This is a genomic window from Lacipirellula parvula (assembly GCF_009177095.1).
Classification (GTDB): Bacteria; Planctomycetota; Planctomycetia; order Pirellulales; family Lacipirellulaceae; genus Lacipirellula; species Lacipirellula parvula.
In genome coordinates, this window is the sequence record NZ_AP021861.1 from 1,521,292 (window position 1) to 1,536,877 (window position 15,586).

A 15,586-nucleotide genomic window follows, 5' to 3' on the forward strand; every position below is an offset into this window, starting at 1 on the left:
GATGCCCACGGGCAATTAGGCCATCAAAGCTAGTCACTACTTGGAAGCTATTCTAATGAGCCAGGCTGACGAAACGAAGGAAATCGAGTCGAAGGAAGCGGTTCATGGTCAGAAGATGATCGAAGTGAAACTTCGCTTTTGGACCAATGACATCGCTGAAGAACCGGGGCATATTCTCCCCAAACACGCTTGGTGTGCCGGCGTCGTGCGAATGGAGGCTAACGGTTCTCATGGCATCACGCCAAATAATCCTCGCCCATTTCACACCTTGATGGATGTTTCGTCTGTAATTGAGCAGGTCCTTATCGATCACGGAATCACATTACATTTAGGTCGTAGGGCTCAGAAGTATCTCGTAGATGCGCCGACGCGTTCAGGTGACGCGCCTTAATGCCACGCGAACATGCTCACTGATCAACAGCTCGACGCTTACCGCCGCGACGGCTACTTGGTCGCGCCGGCGCTCTTTGATGCCGCGGAAGTCGACCTGCTGCAGCGAGCGGCGAAGGAAGACAAGGCCCTCGACGACAACGCCTTTGGCCGCGCCGACGGGGCCGGCGGCAGCGTGCGGTTGTCGCTGTGGAATCATCCGGGCGACGACATCTACGGGATGTTTGCCCGCAGTCGGCGCGTGGTCGATTCGGTTGGGCAGTTGCTCAGGGACGAGCCGTACCACTACCACTCGAAGATGATCATGAAGCAGGCCGTCACCGGCGGGGCCTGGGAGTGGCATCAGGATTACGGCTACTGGTACGAGAACGGCGTGCTGACGCCGAACTTGTGCAGCGTCTTCATTGCGGTCGATCCGGCGACGCGGGCGAACGGCTGTATGCAGGTGCTCAAGGGTTCGCACCAGATGGGCCGGTTGACCCACGTGAAAATCGGCGATCAAACGGGCGCGGATCCGGAACGAGTTGCCGCGGCGTGCGAGCGGATGGAGCTCGTGTACGTCGAGATGTCGCCGGGCGCCGCGCTGTTCTTCCATCCGAATACGCTCCATCGGAGTGATCAGAACCGCTCGCCGCACGATCGGTGGGCCCTCATCTGTTGCTACAACGCGCGGAGCAACTCGCCGTACAAGGAAGGCCGGCATCCGAGCTATACGCCGATCGACGTTGCCGAGAATGACGCGATCAAGCGCGTGGGCCTGAAGCGATTCGGCAGCGAGGCGGCATTCATGTCGTCGTCGCATCGGGCGACAAGCGACCGGCTTAGCGGCTAGTTGTCGCCTGCATCTCCTCGTCACATTCTCTCGCCTTCTGGCGGTCCGCGTGGATTCGCGAGATCTGCGAAAATCCGCGTCCCAATCTTTGCCTGCAAAAAAGCTTGACGCCCCAAAAGAACGGTGTTATACAACTGTAGTCACCTCGGCATTTCTAGTCTTAAGTCGCCCCGCTCGGCGAGCGTCCCACGATGTTCCTCCGCATCGAAAAAGGCTCCGCAGCCCCGATCTCGCGGCAAATTGCCCATCAGATCGCCTCGCTCTGCGCCGCCGGCAAGTTGAAGCCGGGGGAGCGGTTGCCTTCGGTGCGCGAGCTCGCCCGCGACTTAGGCGTCAATCAAAACACGATCCTCCGCGTCTACGAGCGGCTCAGTGGGGACGGCCTGCTGGAGATGCGGCAAGGGCAGGGGACGTTCGTTGCCGACGGGGCGCGGGCGCAGGCCTCGCCGGGGCAGCGGACGCGGCTGCTCGACGAGCTGCGACAGATCGCGCGGCAGGCGCGGTCGCTCGGTCTGAGCAGCGAGCAGATTCACGAACTCTTGTCGATCGCGCTGGGCGAACTCGACGAACAAGCGGCCAACGATTTGGCGGAGAACCTGTCATGAGTGGCAGTGCAACTGAAAGCCGTGGCAACGAAAAGTATGCGATCGAATTGCAGGGCGTCTGCAAGTCGTTTCGCCGCACGCAGGTGCTGAGCAACCTGTCGCTGCGCGTCGAACGCGGCAAGACGTTCGCGTTTCTCGGACGCAACGGCGCGGGGAAGACGACTTCCATTCGGATGTTGCTCGGCCTGATGAAATGCGACCAGGGCGAAGTCCGCGTCCTCGGGCTCGATCCGGCGAACGAGCCGCTGGAGGTGCGGGCCCGCGTCGGCTACCTCGCCGAAGACCAGCAGATGTACGGCTGGATGCGCGTCGAAGAAATCATTCGCTTCGTGGCGCCCTTCTACGCGACGTGGGACCACGACCTCGCGCTCAAATATGTCCGCGAGTTCGAACTCCCGCTGCGGACCAAAATCAAGCATCTGTCGAAGGGGCAGAATGTGCGGCTCGGGCTGCTGCTCGCGCTGGCTCATCGGCCGGAACTCGTGATTCTCGACGATCCAGCGCTCGGCCTCGATCCAGTGATGCGGCGGCAGTTCAACCAGGATCTCATCAGCCATCTTCAAGGCGAGGGGCGGACCGTGTTTTACAGTTCGCACCTGCTGTACGAAGTCGAGCCGGTGGCCGACGAGGTGGCGATTCTCGATGGCGGCCGGCTCGTGCGGCAGGCCGACACCGAGACGCTGCGGCGGGACGTGAAGCAGTTCGTCGTCGATCGCACGGCGTACGGTCGAATTCGGGAAGACATGTCGGTGCTGGAGTTGCGGTGCGCGGGCGAGGACGTGGCCGTGACGGTGCAGAACGCTTCGGCGGTGCGAGCGCTGCTCGATCGCGAAGGGATTGGGTATCGTGTGAATGATCTCAATTTGGATGAGATCTTCGCGGCGTACGTGGCGGGGAAGGTGGATGACGAGGCGCGAGTGCTAATGCCGCTCGATGAGGTGGTGACGCACCGCTAAGCGGCAAGGTACCAGCCGGAGGCCCACGCCCTGCGGGCTGAAGCGGCGGATAGCGTGGCGCTTATGAAAACTGCGTGAGAGAGCGATGTGTTGTGGCGGGTTCGCCCGGACCGCGTGGCGGTCCGGTTAGTGGGGTGGTGGAGAAATAATCGAGGGCTGACGCATGAACGGCGTATGGCGAAGCTTATTGTGGAAAGAGTGGCGTGAGCAGCGGTTCAAGCTGTTGGCGATCGTATCGTTCACCATCGCCATCGGGCTCTTGCCGGTGCTATTCAACGGGAAGGAGGACCTCGTCAGATCGCTCGTCGCGATTGGGTTCTTCTGCCTGCTTGCGTTGGGGCTGTTCGTCGGCGCCTCGCTGGCGGCGAGCGAGCAATCTCAACGCACGGTCGGCTTCCTGCAGTCGCTCCCGCAGTCAACGCGGCGCACGGCGATCGCTAAGTTACTCGTCGCGGCGCTCACTGTCGCAGCGCCGGGCGTCGTTTTGTTTGGCGTGATTCGGATTTGGGAGTCGGTCGGCTATATCCCGGCCGATTTTACAATTCCCACAGCCATCTTCGTGGTCCTCGCTTGGGCCACGTACAGTTTCGCGATTTGGGTCGCGGCCATCGCGGTGAATCTCGCCGACGAGGTGCGCGCGGGGGCAGTCGGGTTTCTCGCCATCGCACTCTTTTGGGGCGCCTTCGGAACTCTCGCCGACCGCTGGTCGCCCGCCGACGAGCGCGTTCTGCAGAGCGTTGCCGCTGCGGCGCCTGGCGGGCCGCTGGCGCTTTTCGTCGAGCTAATGGATCGACCAAGCCGCGCCGCTGCCGGTTATCCACCGCGGCCGATCTGGCATCTGGTCCTACTGGCGGGCGTCTCTTCGATGACGGCGGCAGCTGTTTATGTCTGGCGTTTTGGCCGCGTGGCTGCGTCGCGTCGGCAGCAGGTTGAATCTGCGGCCAAGAGCATTGTTCCTGCTTGGTTGGCGCCGCCGATGCGAAAGCCGTGGATTGCGATCGTCTGGAAGCAGTGTTGCGAGTCGCTGCCGCTCGCGCTGTTGGGGGCGGGAGGGATTTTCTGCGTCTCGCTGATCATCGATTTTGTGAGTCGGGAGTATCAGCACGGAATCTTGAATGACGGTTTACTCTCGATGTCGATTCCCGTGTGGTTGATGATCGGCGGACTCGTTTCGATCGTCAGCGGCATTGGGTTGTGGCTCGATGACCTGCGGCCAGAACTCAATACGTTCTGGCGCTCGCGGCCCATTTCGACGGGGCAGTGGTTCGCGGTGAAGTTTGTCGTCAGTGCGCTCATCACGCTAGCCACGCTCTCCATCCCTTCGTTGCTGATTTACGGCCTAGTGGCGTGGCTTGGAAATCGGCCGCCGTTCCAGCAGCTCGGACCGACCGACTGGCCGCCTATAATTGCGTTAGGACTGTTGTCTCAGTTCGGTTTCTTCAGCGCGGCTGCGGCGTTCATGGCAGCAACGCGGCGGCCGATGATCTCAGCGCTGCTGACGATCTTCACCGCGGCGGGCGTTGCGTTCTGCGTGGTCGGACCCTTCTCGCTGGAAACAGCTGGGAGCATGATCGCGATCGCGGCGATCTCCGCTCTCGCCACGGCGGCGGGCTGGCTCTGCATTCGTAACGACTGGGCGATTGGCCGGTGAGGGGAAAGGTGCTCGCACCCTGACTTTTCCGCAGGAAAAGCCCAAAAAAATGAGGGCCCCTGCTCGCCGAAGCAGGGACCCTCTATATTAGGCTGACCGGGATTTCTTGTACGTTGTCGTTTGAAAGCCCGGAGACCCACAGCCTACGCGAGACTATCGACGCGGCTGGCGGCGGTTGTTCATGACGTTACCCGCGTCGTGCGTCGATCGGCCCCAAGCGAACTTCTTGCTGGCGGGCGCGGTCCGCACAATCGGTACGACTGGCGCCCGCATGCTGGCGCTGGCGTTGCAGCCGCTTGGAAGATTGACCACGAAGACACGACGGGCACGAAGACGCACTAAGAAGAACGAAAGGAATTGGCGAGCATGCAGTTCCTTTCGCTGCTGGCATTTCTTTGTGCGTCTTAGTGATCTCCGTGACTTCGTGGTTTGTATTTCTCGCGGCTCCGGCGGGTCGTTGACCCGCGGCTACTATCCGATCACCAGTCACCTCTGAAGCGATGTCAAAACCTGCAAAGCTTGCTCTCGAAGATGGCGCCGTCTTTACCGGCGTCTCGATTGGCGCCGATGGCGAGGTCGACGGCGAAGTCTGCTTCAACACGTCGATGACCGGCTATCAGGAAATCCTCACCGATCCGAGCTATCGCGGCCAGATCGTGACGATGACCTATCCGCAAATCGGCAACTACGGCGTCAACGACGGCGACCTTGAAAGCGAGCGGCCGCACCTTGCCGGGTTCATCGTGCGGGAGCATTCGCGCACCGACAGCAACTTCCGTTCGGAAGGTTCGCTCAGCGACTACTTGAAGGAGTGGGGCGTCGTTGCGATCGAGTCGATCGACACGCGAGCGCTCGTGCGGCGGATTCGTTCGCAGGGAGCGCTCCGTGGCGTGCTATCGACGGTCGACCTCGACGATGCGAGCCTCGTCGCCAAGGCGAAGGCGAGCCCCGGGCTTGTTGGCCGCGACTTGGTGCGGGAAGTTATGCCTGAGATGGCGTGCGAGTGGCAGGAATCGTGCAGCGATTGGACGCACCTCAATGCCGAGGGGATTCGCAAGTCGACCGGCACGAGCGGCCCGCATGTCGTGGCGCTCGACTACGGGATGAAGTGGAACATTCCGCGGCATCTATACGACCAGGGCTGCCAAGTGACTGTGCTGCCGGGCACCGCGACCGCGGAAGACGTGCTCGCGCAGAATCCGGACGGCGTGTTTCTTTCGAACGGCCCCGGCGATCCAGAGCCGCTGGAATACGCGATCAAAACCATCCAGGGCGTCATGAAGCAGAAGCCGGTCTTCGGCATCTGCTTGGGCCATCAGCTGCTGTCGCTCGCCTGCGGAGCAAAGACCTTTAAGCTGAAGTTCGGCCACCGCGGGGCGAATCACCCGGTGCAGCGGCTGAGCGACGGGTTGGTGGAAATCACCAGCCAGAACCATGGGTTCGCCGTTGAGGAAGCGTCGCTGCCGGCGGCGCTGGAGGTGACGCATCGAAGCCTCAACGACAACACGATTGAGGGAGTTCGCCACCGTGAACTGCCGCTGTTTAGCGTGCAGTATCACCCTGAAGCCTCGGCCGGGCCGCACGATAGCCATTATCTGTTTCAGGACTTCCTGAAGGCGATAGCGAAGTAGGCGTCGCTTCGGCGGCGGTTACCTTGCGTGCCGAGCTCGCTCCGCTGAGGGCGACTGGTTCGTCTTTTTTTCAGAAAGACGACACTTGTCTTGCACTTTCGATGACTGGTAGGCAAGATTGGGGCCGGATCCGCGGTTTCCGATCCGATCGACCTATTTTATTGATTGAAAGGCTGATTCGACGATGAGCGATTTGAAAGGCGGCGGCGAATTGGGAAGCCTAGCGCAGGCGGCGCGCGGAAGCCATTTGAAGTCAGCCCGCTCGATCTTAATTGCGGTGGGCATTCTGACCATTGTCGTGAACATCGGCCTGGGCATTTTTGCCAAGAACCTGGTCGACAGCGAGATCGAAAAGGAACTCCGGAATGCCTCCGCTCAAGGCATGCAGGTAGATCCGGTGGTGCTGGAGGAGTTCCGCAGCAGCGCCATTAGGTCCGTTTGGGTGTCGGCCGTCTTGTGGAGCCTTACTGGGGTTGTGTTCATCGGCTTGGGAATCGCGGTTTACAAGTACCCGGTTCCCGCCACAGTCGCTGGCCTGGTGCTCTACATCGGGTGCTTTGCAGTAGGCGTCATGCTCGACCCGGCGTCGATCGCCAAGGGAATCATTATCAAGGTGATCATCGTCGCGGGCTTGTTCAAAGCGATGAAGGCCGCCATCGAGTCAGAGAAGGAGCAGCCTGCTTCTGGCCTCGATGCGTTGCCAGCGTCAGGTTAGACGCACGCTTGATTTGTATTTCGCGCGGCTATTGGCGCGGCGATGGCGACGTGAGTTGGCCAGATGGACAAGATCGACGGCGATGCAGACGCGGTGAGCGAACCGGTCGTCGTCTACGTCGAGTGCTGGCGCTGTGCGTTGCCGGCGGCGGTCGATTCTCCGGAGTGCCCGCATTGTTTTGCTCGCCCCCAAGCGGCGCGTCGTCGGCCGTTCGCGCGAGTGGAGCCGTCGCGTGACGAATTCTGGCAGCTAAAAACGCTGTTCATTTCCTACGGGATGATGCTGGCGATTGGCATCCTCCACGCCGTCTTGTTTGAACAACGGTTCGGCGACGTTGATCATCTCACTGCCGACATGCAGTGGGAGGCGTGGCTCCAGGTGGCGTGCATCGAGCTCGTCGATACGCTCCTCGTTCTCGGGACGTATTTCACGCTGCGAAGAAGCGACCAGCCTCCAGCAGCGCCGGAGGCGCTTAGCTTTTGGATCTGGCCTGCTTCGCTGCCGATGCTCGTTGGCATGCTCGTGCTTAATCTCGGCTATCACGCTCTGCTGCGCGACGTGATCGGCATCATCTCGATCGAGGATGAGTTGACGCAATCGCCAAGCTGGCTGGCATTCTTCGCGATCTGCGTGCAGCCGGCGATCGTCGAAGAACTCTACTGCCGCGGGCTAGTGTTCCGTGTATTGCGCCCTGTGGCCGGAACGCACGGCATCGTTTGGATTTCCGCGCTCATGTTCGGCCTGATGCATGTTGCGGCGATGCTGAGTATTCCGTACCTGATTCTGTTCGGCGCGTTCGTCGGCTACATGCGTCTCAAGAGCGGGGCCGTTTGGTTGCCGATGGTTCTCCACTTCCTGCACAATTTGGCGGTGATGTTGTACGAATGGAACTTCTAGGGCAAACGATCGACGCGCGTCCGTTTCCGGCGACTTCGACTTGGATTTTCGGGGTCGTGGCCGTCATCATGCTCGCGGCGGCTGCGGCGACGGGCAACGTGAACATCGGAATCGGCGCGATTTTTCCCGCGACGTTCGCCGTCGTCGAGTGGTTGCATCGGCCCCGGCGGCAGCTCTTTGTCGTCGACGCGCGGGGACTCGCGTCGCTGGAACGGACGGAGGTAATTCCCTTCGATTCGATTCATGAACTGACGGTGAACGGCGTCGCTTGGCGTCCTGAAATTAGTCCGAAGCTCGCCGCGCCGATTGTCGTGCACCACGCTGGCGGAATGTTCCAGATTGCTCCGCGGCTGAGCGTTCCGCCAGCGCAGTTGTACAATTTGCTGCTGGAGAAGATGCCGTCTGCGGATGTGAGAGAGTGCCATCCACTCCTCGCCACGTTTCACGCTGAAAACTTCGAAAAGTTCGGGGCTGCGAAGGTGACGCTTATTCACGGCCGCCGCAAATTCCATCGTACTTCGCGCTGGCGGTGGCTCTACTCAGGCGCCATTTCGATGGTCGTCGCCGGCACGGCTTGGTTGCTGCTTTCGAATAGCCTCGGCGAAGGCGTGTTGCTCGAAGATGAACGCGAAGGGTGGGAGGCTTTCGGCGGGATGATGGCGCTCTTTGGGTTGCTCTTCTCACTCATCATTTTCGCCGCGAGGTCGACGAATTCAAAACTCAAGAAACTTGCTCCGGACGCTTGCATGGTGATCGCCCCCGCCGGGATGGCGATGAAGCAAGGCGATCTCAAAGGTGCGATGCGGTGGGAGGAAGTTCGCAGCGTCGAGTTTGTTGCGGGGGGGAGTTCGATAGGAGTCAACGTGCCGGGCGCGAAACTACTGATCCTGGACGTTTACGATCGGTCGCTAGATGAGATCGCGATGCTAATCCGCCGGAATGCTTCCTAGGGAGCGGGGCTGATTGTCAGCACGCGGTTTAGGAACTTCTGGGCTGCGACCGTTGGCTCGTCTTCTGCCGCGCCGAATTCGCGGTTGATCGTGGCGTGTGTCTTGTCTGCGTAGCCGATGGCCTCGGACTCTCCGCCAACGGCGCGGAGACGATCGCTCAGGGCCACCGACTGGCTGCTTGAGTCGCGGCGGCTGGCGACGTAGAGAATGAGTACCGGCGGGTATGTGCCGCCTTCTTCGACGTGATGGAGCGGCGAAGCTGCTTGCCAAACTTCGGGATCGTCGCCGAAGGCGTCGCGGTACAGTTTCTTTAGCGCTGGGAGCATCGCTTCTTTGATCTGCCGCGGGACGTTGTAGCCGGCGCCGTCGAGAAGAATCACACCGCGAAGCACCTTCGGATCGATCTTCGCGGCTTCGAGGTAACTATGGTCGGTGGCGACGAGGGCGGCCAGGTGAGCGCCGGCGCTGTGGCCGAGTAAGATGATCCGCTGCGGGTCGCCTCCGTACTCGGCGGCATGATCGACGAGCCAGCGAATGGCGGCGGCGACGTCGGCGGCTTGGCCGCGGTAATCGGTCGCAGGCTGGAGTCGATAGTTGATGCTCGCCAGGATCATCCCTTGGTCGCAGAAGTACGCCGGTTTGAGGGCGACCATCCGTTTGTCGCCGTGGCGCCAGCCGCCGCCGTGAATCCAGACGACGATGGGCGCCGACTTGGCGTCGGGGGGGACGTAGAGGTCGAGCGACGTCGAGTTTTTCGCTGCGTCCGCATGCTTGGCGTAGGGCAAGTCGCGGTGAACCGTCGGCTCGGCTGCGCTCGCGTGCGTTGGAGCGAGTAGGAGCAGGACGATGCTGAGCATTGCAAGCGGGGTAAGCGACGCGACGTTAAAACGAGCCACGGCAGGCCTCGGCGAGGTGGTGAGCAGGGGCGCTTGAGGCCCCTGCTCAGTTATACCTCACTGATGCGGGCGAGTTTCGCGGGGTGGCGGCCGACCCCCTGGCGGAGCCAGGGGCTAGGGGGGACTACCACTCGTAAATTTGGCCGTCGAGTTCGATCATTACCGGCTCTTCGATCGCCAGGTATGCGGCGACGTGTTTGCCGTGTTTCGCGACGAGCTCGAAGTATTCGTCGCTGAAGCGTTCGAGTTTCTTCGCCCGCTTCTCCGCCTTCTCGTCGAGCGTCGAATCGACCCAGCGGTCGCCGTGGCGGAGGAAGGTTTTGCGGCCGACGCTGATGACGCTGTTCGACACGACCTGTTGGTCATGCTCGGCGTCGTAGAACCGCGCGCCGCGGCCGCTGGTTTGCAGCGTGTTGTGGAAGGCGTCGGCGGCATACTGGCCGCCGCCCATTCCGCCTCCTGACGCCGTCGCAAGTGCCGGCGTCGGTTCCGCGGAGGCGGCCGGCGCGGCGGGGGCCATCCGTTCGGCATATTGCAGATCGCCCTTGTTCGATCGCATGCGGAAGCCGTATTCGCCTGACGACTCGTGAAGCTGCTCGACGTTGATCGCGGCGGCTTGAGCTCGCATGCCAACCTCGCGGCTTTGGCTATTTTCGTCGGCCATGAACGAGGTGTACGGCGTGAGGATGCCATGCTTCACGGCGAGGTCGACGAGCTCCTTTACGAGTTCTTCGTTGCGGCCTTTGAGGTCGATCTCGTCGATGATTTCACCGACGCGGCGGGTGGCCCAGAGCTTGGCGACGAAGGCGTTCGCGTCGTCATCGCTCGCGGCGACGAGTTCGGCCGGGAAGTAGAACTTCTTCGTTTCGCCGCCAATCTTGCCGGCCAGCGTTGCCTTCGCATCGCCAGCCGATTTGTAACGGCCGACGATTACGGCCTGGTCGCCGGCAAAGAGGTCGAACTTACCTTTGGGGTAGAGGCGGCTCGCCACGGCGCCATCGGCTTCCTTGGCGTTCTCGACGTCGATGGTGAGTTCCACGTCGGTCATCACCGGCGCGCCGATGCGGCGGTAGAGATTGCTTACCGCGGTCTCGATGTTCTCGTTTGGCCGCACATACTCGCTGCGGCCATGGTTGTCACGGGCCAGCCGATCGATCAGGCGGCTGTTGACGTCGAACCCGACGCCGAAGGCGAAGAGCCGGGCGCGGATCTTGTTTGCCTCGGCGGCATGCTTAGCGATGGCGGCTTCGTTCATCTCGCCCACGGTCGGCAGGCCGTCGGTGAGGAAGATGATGTAGCTGGGACGCTCGGCGTCTTCGAGCATGCCGAGGCCGCGAGCGAGGGCGCCGTCGATGTTCGTGCTGCCGCCGGCGAACAGGCCATTCACGAAGCCGGTGGCCGCGGCCCGCGATTCATCGTCAAACTTCTGCAGCTCGGGGCGGAAGGCTTCGACCTCGCTGTCGTAGGCAACGATGTTAAACGTGTCGCCCTGCTTGAGATTGTTGAGGACGAACTTGAGAGCCTCTTTCGCTTGGTCCATTTTCTCGCCGCTCATACTGCCGGAACGATCGACGACGAAGACGACCGTCTTGCCGGCAGACTTCGCGGACTCTTTGCCGTCTGTCTTCGCAGCCTCGCTTTTGATCTCGGGCGTCGCGAGCATCAGGAAGTAGCCGTCGTCGTTCTTGTCGGGGCGGTAGCTCACGATGCTGGCCGCCACGGTTTCGTCGCCCGTATCGTAGAAGAGGCGGAAGTCGTCGGTCGGCGCCGTGTCGGTTGCGGTGAGCTTCACGATGGCGTGGCGATCGTCGGGGCGTTCGATTTTTACTTCGTGCGAGGGGGAGTAAACGTTCTTGATGTCGGCGGGGCTCTCGACGGCGACCGAGATGGCGAGCTTCTTCAGCAGCCCGTCGGTGTACTTCGCGGTGCTGAGCGGGAAGAGAAAATCGACCAGGCCCGACGATTGGCGGCAGAGCTGTGAGTAGCGGAGCGTTACGGTTCGCGACTGGCCTGCGGGAATCGGGAAGACGCTCGTTTGGAACATCCCCGTGCCGACCCACTCCAGCAGCGCGGGATCGCGGTTCGAGCGGACGATCTCTTCGTAGCGCCGGCGGGCGTCGTCCTTGGGCAGGAGCTTCGCGGGGTACTCCTTGCCGTCAACGAGGAGCGTCAGTTGATCGATGGCGCCGTCGTAGGGGAGGGGGAAGAGGAACTGCGCTTCGATCTGGCCGCTGCCGGTATTCTTGAACGTTTGCGATACCTGCACGCGAGCGGTCGAGCCGCTGAGCTTCGCGTCGACTTCCAGCGATTCGATTTGGTAGCTGCTGGCCACTGGGGTGAGCTGCGGCGTGATGATCGGCCGCGGCAGCCGGAACTGGTGCTCGGGTCGGGCGTCGACCAGCAGCCCTTGTGCCTGCAGATGGGCGAAATTGCTGCCAACAACGATAACAAAGAGGCTGGCGGCAAGGGCGACGAGCGTGCGGCAAAACGATAGACGAGTCATGGCACTCTCCCGATGGGGGCTGCGGGCGACGGAGCGGCGAAGGGTTCGACGCCTGCTCGCCGGGGAGAGTTCCCTGGGCGGTTCGCGATTTCGGTGAAAACGCCGCTGCCAGCCGGCGGGCGCCTGCAAGTTCGCCCCGTTTTCAGTGGTGTTGGAGCCCCACCGCTTACGGTACAATCGAGCGGTTGCGCTGTCGCAACTCCTTCACTGCTAGAAGCTTTCGCACCCTTTCAAGGAGCAAACCGAGTGTCCGGCACCTGCGTCATTGGACTTCAGTGGGGCGACGAAGCCAAAGGGAAAATCGTCGACCTGCTGACCCTGCGGCATGACATCGTGGTCCGCTATCAGGGGGGCGCCAACGCCGGCCATACGGTGAAGGTAGGCAACGAGGTCTACAAGCTGTCGCTGCTGCCGAGCGGCGTGCTCACCCCCGGCGTCACCTGCGTTATCGCCGGCGGCGTCGTCTTCAACCCTGCGAAGGCGATCGAGGAGCTCGACGAACTTTCGACCCGCAACCTCGACGACTACGACAACCTGAAGCTGAGCGACCGCGTGCACGTGATCTTCCCGTGGCACTTCGCCGAAGATCGGGCGATGGACTCGAGCGTCTCCGATGGCGAGAACATCGGCACGACGCAGCGCGGCATCGGCCCCTGCTACCGCGATAAGGTCGGCCGCGCGTTTGCGATTCGGCTCGGCGACCTTTATCGGCCCAACTTCCGCGAGCGGGTCGAGCATGTCACCCGTGCGAAGAACGTGTCGCTGGCAGCGATGATGCCGCGCGATCAGTTCGTGCCGCTTAACGCGGCCGACATCTACGAAGAATACAAAGCCTACGCCGAGCGGCTGAAGCCATACGTCGACGACACGAACGAATATCTGCTGAGCGCCGCCGAGTCGGGCAAGCGGATTTTGTTCGAAGGCGCCCAGGGGGCGCTGCTCGACGTCGACCACGGCACCTATCCCTACGTGACGAGCAGCAACAGCTCGGGCGTTGGCGTGTCGAATGGTTCGGGCGTGCCAGGCAAGCACATCGATCATGTGATCGGCATCGTCAAAGCCTACAGCACCCGCGTGGGCGGCGGTCCGTTCCCGACGGAGCAGGACAACGCCATTGGCCAGCAGATTCGCGATCAAGGGAACGAGTACGGTACGGTGACCAAGCGTCCCCGCCGTTGCGGTTGGCTCGATGCGGTGGCGATTCGCTATACGTCGCGGCTGAGCGGCGTCGACTCGATCTGCGTGATGCTGCTCGACGTGCTCAGCGGCCTCGACGAGTTGAAGATCTGCACCGCCTACGAAATCGACGGCGTGCGGACGAACAAGTTCCCCAGCCACGTCGACGACCTGCGGAAGGCGAAGCCGATCTACGAGACGCTGCCGAGCTGGTCGGAAGACATCACGGGCGTGCGCGACCTCGAGGATTTGCCGGCGAACGCCCGGGCTTACATCGAGCGGGTCGGCGAGATCGTCGGCGTGCCGGTGGAGATGGTGTCCGTGGGGCCGGCTCGCGATCAGACGATTCCGGTGGCGGGCGGGGCGCTCGCGGGCGCCCGGTAATTGTCGGAGATTTCTGATTTAGGATTTCTGAGCTAACATTGAAGGCGGGATTTGCAGGGTTGGCAAACGTAGTCTGGCGGCCGCGTTTGCAATCAACCAAGTAATCAACAGATCCGTCAGAAATCCTCCGTCGTTCCATCGACATGCCGCTCACCGAGTCGATTCCTGAAGCCCTGGCAGCGATTCCGCGCGAGCGTTGGCCGCGGCACATTGCCGTCATCATGGACGGCAACGGGCGGTGGGCGCAGCGGCAAGATTTGCCGCGGATCGAAGGGCATCGCCGCGGCGTCGCCAGCGTCCGACGGACGACCGAAGAGTGTGCGCGGCTTGGCATCGAGCAACTGACGCTCTACTGCCTGTCGAGCGAGAACTGGAAGCGACCTCAGCCCGAGATCGACTTCCTGATGCATCTGCTCGAGCAGTACATGATCGAAGAGCGGACGACGATCATGGAGAACAATCTCCGCGTGCGGATGATCGGCCGCCGGCACGGCATTCCGGATCAGGTGCTGCGGGAGCTCGATAAGACGGTCGAGATGAGCTCGACCAACACCGGCACGCGGCTGAATCTTGCGGTGAACTACGGCGGCCGTTCGGAGATCGTCGACGCGGTCCGCGCGATCGGGCAGGAGATTGCCGCGGGCGACTTGCAACCGGCTGACGTGACCGAAGCGACGATTGCCGATCACCTTTACACGGCCGGCCTCGACGACCCCGACCTAATGGTCCGGACCGCCGGCGAAATGCGGATCAGCAACTTTCTGTTGTGGCAGATCAGCTATGCCGAGATTTGGGTGACCGAACGCTGCTGGCCTGAGTTCGACGAAGCGACTCTTCATGAAGCGATTGGCGAATACGCGAGGCGGAACCGCAAGTTTGGCGGACTGAACGGCTGAAGGAGCGGACGTGCTGCGGTGGCGACTCATTCTCGGCGTGCTCTTAGTCGCCGGGCTGGCTGGACTTTGCTGGCTCGACGCCCATGCGGCGCTGCCGGGCTCTTATCTGGGGCCGCTCGCGATCGTCGCGGCCGCGCTGGCGGCGGGCGAGATGCTGCGAATGTTCCGAACGCAGGGGCATGATGCGACCGCGTGGACGGTGTACGTCGGCACGTTGCTGCCGGTGGCGTTGAGCTGCCTCGCCGTAGTGGCGTACGCGAAGCCGCCATCGTTCGTGCTCGGTCGACTCAGCTGGCTTGCCATTGGCTTGGCGGGCGGACTTGGCGTCGCAATCGTCGGCGAAATGCGCCGCTACGAATCGCCCGGCAAGTCGATCACGCGGCTCGCGCTCGCATCACTCTCCGTGCTCTATGTCGGCGGGCTGATGGGGATGCTCGTTCAACTGAGGCTGGTGGAGCCGTACGGCTACGGCCTCGGCGCTTGGGGGCGATTGCTGCCGCTCCTGTCGCTGATTGCGACGGTGAAACTGAGCGACACGATGCAGTACACGTTCGGCCGGCTGTTCGGCCGGCACAAAGTGGCGCCGACGCTCAGCCCGGGCAAGACCTGGGAGGGGACGATCGGCGGCATCGGCTCGGCGTCGCTCGCTGCGGCGTTCGGGATTGCTTGGATCCTCAAGGGCTCCGCGGGTTTCACGCCGACGGTGCTGCTGAAGACCGGCGCCTTCGCCATCGCGGTAACGGTGACCGGCATCATCGGCGATTTGGCGGAATCGATGCTCAAGCGCGACGCTGGCGTGAAAGACTCGAGCGACTGGCTGCCGGGGTTTGGCGGCGTGCTCGATATTCTCGATTCGCTCCTGCTCGCGGCGCCAGTGGCGTATCTGTTTTGGGCGGTGGTGCTCTAGGCTTGCCCCGCTTTCACGGGCTTGGCGTCGACATGCGAGATTTGGAGTCCTGCGTCGCGCTGGACTGGTCGCTTAAGCGACCAGTCCGCTGGATTTTCCAGGCCGCGGTGAGTCTCAGTCCGACGCCCGTTTCCGCCCAGCTTGGGCAGTTCGATCCCTATAAACCGTTTCTCAGCAATTGTTTAACGGATCCCCGG

At 62.1% G+C, this 15,586-nt stretch carries 14 protein-coding genes; 12 read left to right on the forward strand and 2 right to left on the reverse strand.

The window, feature by feature from the left end; genetic code table 11:
* Positions 1–55: 55 nt before the first annotated feature.
* From PLANPX_RS05735 to PLANPX_RS05775, 9 genes are all read left to right on the forward strand, one after another.
* Positions 56–391: a hypothetical protein gene (locus tag PLANPX_RS05735; RefSeq protein ID WP_152097809.1), complete on the forward strand. Its 336-nt coding sequence runs from the start codon at positions 56–58 to the stop codon at positions 389–391.
* A 12-nt stretch (positions 392–403) separates the two neighbouring features.
* Complete coding sequence (locus tag PLANPX_RS05740; protein ID WP_152097810.1) at positions 404–1,222, forward strand: phytanoyl-CoA dioxygenase family protein; 819 nt, start codon at positions 404–406, stop codon at positions 1,220–1,222.
* A gap of 191 nt (positions 1,223–1,413) precedes the next feature.
* Complete coding sequence (locus PLANPX_RS05745) at positions 1,414–1,827, forward strand: GntR family transcriptional regulator (protein ID WP_152097811.1); 414 nt, start codon at positions 1,414–1,416, stop codon at positions 1,825–1,827.
* Positions 1,824–2,783: an ABC transporter ATP-binding protein gene (locus PLANPX_RS05750; RefSeq protein ID WP_152097812.1), complete on the forward strand. Its 960-nt coding sequence runs from the start codon at positions 1,824–1,826 to the stop codon at positions 2,781–2,783. The genes PLANPX_RS05745 and PLANPX_RS05750 overlap by 4 nt, the downstream gene beginning before the upstream one ends.
* A 163-nt stretch (positions 2,784–2,946) precedes the next feature.
* Entirely contained in the window at positions 2,947–4,434 is a 1,488-nt protein-coding gene (locus tag PLANPX_RS05755) for a hypothetical protein (RefSeq protein WP_152097813.1), read from the forward strand.
* Between the two features lie 500 nt (positions 4,435–4,934).
* A complete protein-coding gene (carA, locus tag PLANPX_RS05760; RefSeq protein ID WP_152097814.1) occupies positions 4,935–6,065 on the forward strand; it encodes a glutamine-hydrolyzing carbamoyl-phosphate synthase small subunit in 1,131 nt (376 codons plus the stop codon).
* A gap of 184 nt (positions 6,066–6,249) precedes the next feature.
* Positions 6,250–6,780: a hypothetical protein gene (locus PLANPX_RS05765; RefSeq protein WP_152097815.1), complete on the forward strand. Its 531-nt coding sequence runs from the start codon at positions 6,250–6,252 to the stop codon at positions 6,778–6,780.
* A 63-nt stretch (positions 6,781–6,843) separates the two neighbouring features.
* The gene (locus PLANPX_RS05770) at positions 6,844–7,677 is read left to right on the forward strand and encodes a CPBP family intramembrane glutamic endopeptidase (protein ID WP_152097816.1); all 834 of its coding nucleotides are present in this window, start codon (positions 6,844–6,846) and stop codon (positions 7,675–7,677) included.
* Complete coding sequence (locus PLANPX_RS05775) at positions 7,665–8,627, forward strand: hypothetical protein (RefSeq protein ID WP_152097817.1); 963 nt, start codon at positions 7,665–7,667, stop codon at positions 8,625–8,627. The genes PLANPX_RS05770 and PLANPX_RS05775 overlap by 13 nt, the downstream gene beginning before the upstream one ends.
* On the opposite strand, the gene PLANPX_RS05780 is transcribed toward PLANPX_RS05775, so the two are convergent.
* Both PLANPX_RS05780 and PLANPX_RS05785 read right to left on the reverse strand, forming a co-directional pair.
* Positions 8,624–9,523, reverse strand: coding sequence for an alpha/beta hydrolase (locus tag PLANPX_RS05780; protein WP_152097818.1), 900 nt, complete (start codon positions 9,521–9,523; stop codon positions 8,624–8,626). The genes PLANPX_RS05775 and PLANPX_RS05780 overlap by 4 nt on opposite strands.
* 124 nt (positions 9,524–9,647) lie before the next feature.
* The gene (locus PLANPX_RS05785; RefSeq protein WP_152097819.1) at positions 9,648–12,026 is read right to left on the reverse strand and encodes a VIT domain-containing protein; all 2,379 of its coding nucleotides are present in this window, start codon (positions 12,024–12,026) and stop codon (positions 9,648–9,650) included.
* A 246-nt stretch (positions 12,027–12,272) separates the two neighbouring features.
* Here PLANPX_RS05785 and PLANPX_RS05790 point away from each other — a divergent pair, with 246 nt between their 5' ends.
* From PLANPX_RS05790 to PLANPX_RS05800, 3 genes are all read left to right on the forward strand, one after another.
* The gene (locus PLANPX_RS05790) at positions 12,273–13,586 is read left to right on the forward strand and encodes an adenylosuccinate synthase (protein WP_152097820.1); all 1,314 of its coding nucleotides are present in this window, start codon (positions 12,273–12,275) and stop codon (positions 13,584–13,586) included.
* Between the two features lie 143 nt (positions 13,587–13,729).
* Entirely contained in the window at positions 13,730–14,482 is a 753-nt protein-coding gene (locus PLANPX_RS05795) for an isoprenyl transferase (protein WP_152097821.1), read from the forward strand.
* 10 nt (positions 14,483–14,492) lie between these two features.
* Positions 14,493–15,389 carry a phosphatidate cytidylyltransferase gene (locus PLANPX_RS05800; protein WP_152097822.1) on the forward strand — a complete coding sequence of 299 codons (897 nt, stop codon included), beginning with the start codon at positions 14,493–14,495 and terminating at the stop codon, positions 15,387–15,389.
* Positions 15,390–15,586 lie beyond the last annotated feature (197 nt).

What these genes read in the sequence shown, in the direction of transcription:
- PLANPX_RS05735 (WP_152097809.1), top strand. Translation starts at nt 56, where the DNA reads ATGAGCCAGGCTGACGAAACGAAGGAAATCGAGTCGAAGGAAGCGGTT.
- PLANPX_RS05740 (WP_152097810.1), top strand. Translation starts at nt 404, where the DNA reads ATGCTCACTGATCAACAGCTCGACGCTTACCGCCGCGACGGCTACTTG.
- PLANPX_RS05745 (WP_152097811.1), top strand. Translation starts at nt 1,414, where the DNA reads ATGTTCCTCCGCATCGAAAAAGGCTCCGCAGCCCCGATCTCGCGGCAA.
- PLANPX_RS05750 (WP_152097812.1), top strand. Translation starts at nt 1,824, where the DNA reads ATGAGTGGCAGTGCAACTGAAAGCCGTGGCAACGAAAAGTATGCGATC.
- PLANPX_RS05755 (WP_152097813.1), top strand. Translation starts at nt 2,947, where the DNA reads ATGAACGGCGTATGGCGAAGCTTATTGTGGAAAGAGTGGCGTGAGCAG.
- carA (WP_152097814.1), top strand. Translation starts at nt 4,935, where the DNA reads ATGTCAAAACCTGCAAAGCTTGCTCTCGAAGATGGCGCCGTCTTTACC.
- PLANPX_RS05765 (WP_152097815.1), top strand. Translation starts at nt 6,250, where the DNA reads ATGAGCGATTTGAAAGGCGGCGGCGAATTGGGAAGCCTAGCGCAGGCG.
- PLANPX_RS05770 (WP_152097816.1), top strand. Translation starts at nt 6,844, where the DNA reads ATGGACAAGATCGACGGCGATGCAGACGCGGTGAGCGAACCGGTCGTC.
- PLANPX_RS05775 (WP_152097817.1), top strand. Translation starts at nt 7,665, where the DNA reads ATGGAACTTCTAGGGCAAACGATCGACGCGCGTCCGTTTCCGGCGACT.
- PLANPX_RS05785 (WP_152097819.1), bottom strand. Translation starts at nt 12,026, where the DNA reads ATGACTCGTCTATCGTTTTGCCGCACGCTCGTCGCCCTTGCCGCCAGC.
- PLANPX_RS05795 (WP_152097821.1), top strand. Translation starts at nt 13,730, where the DNA reads ATGCCGCTCACCGAGTCGATTCCTGAAGCCCTGGCAGCGATTCCGCGC.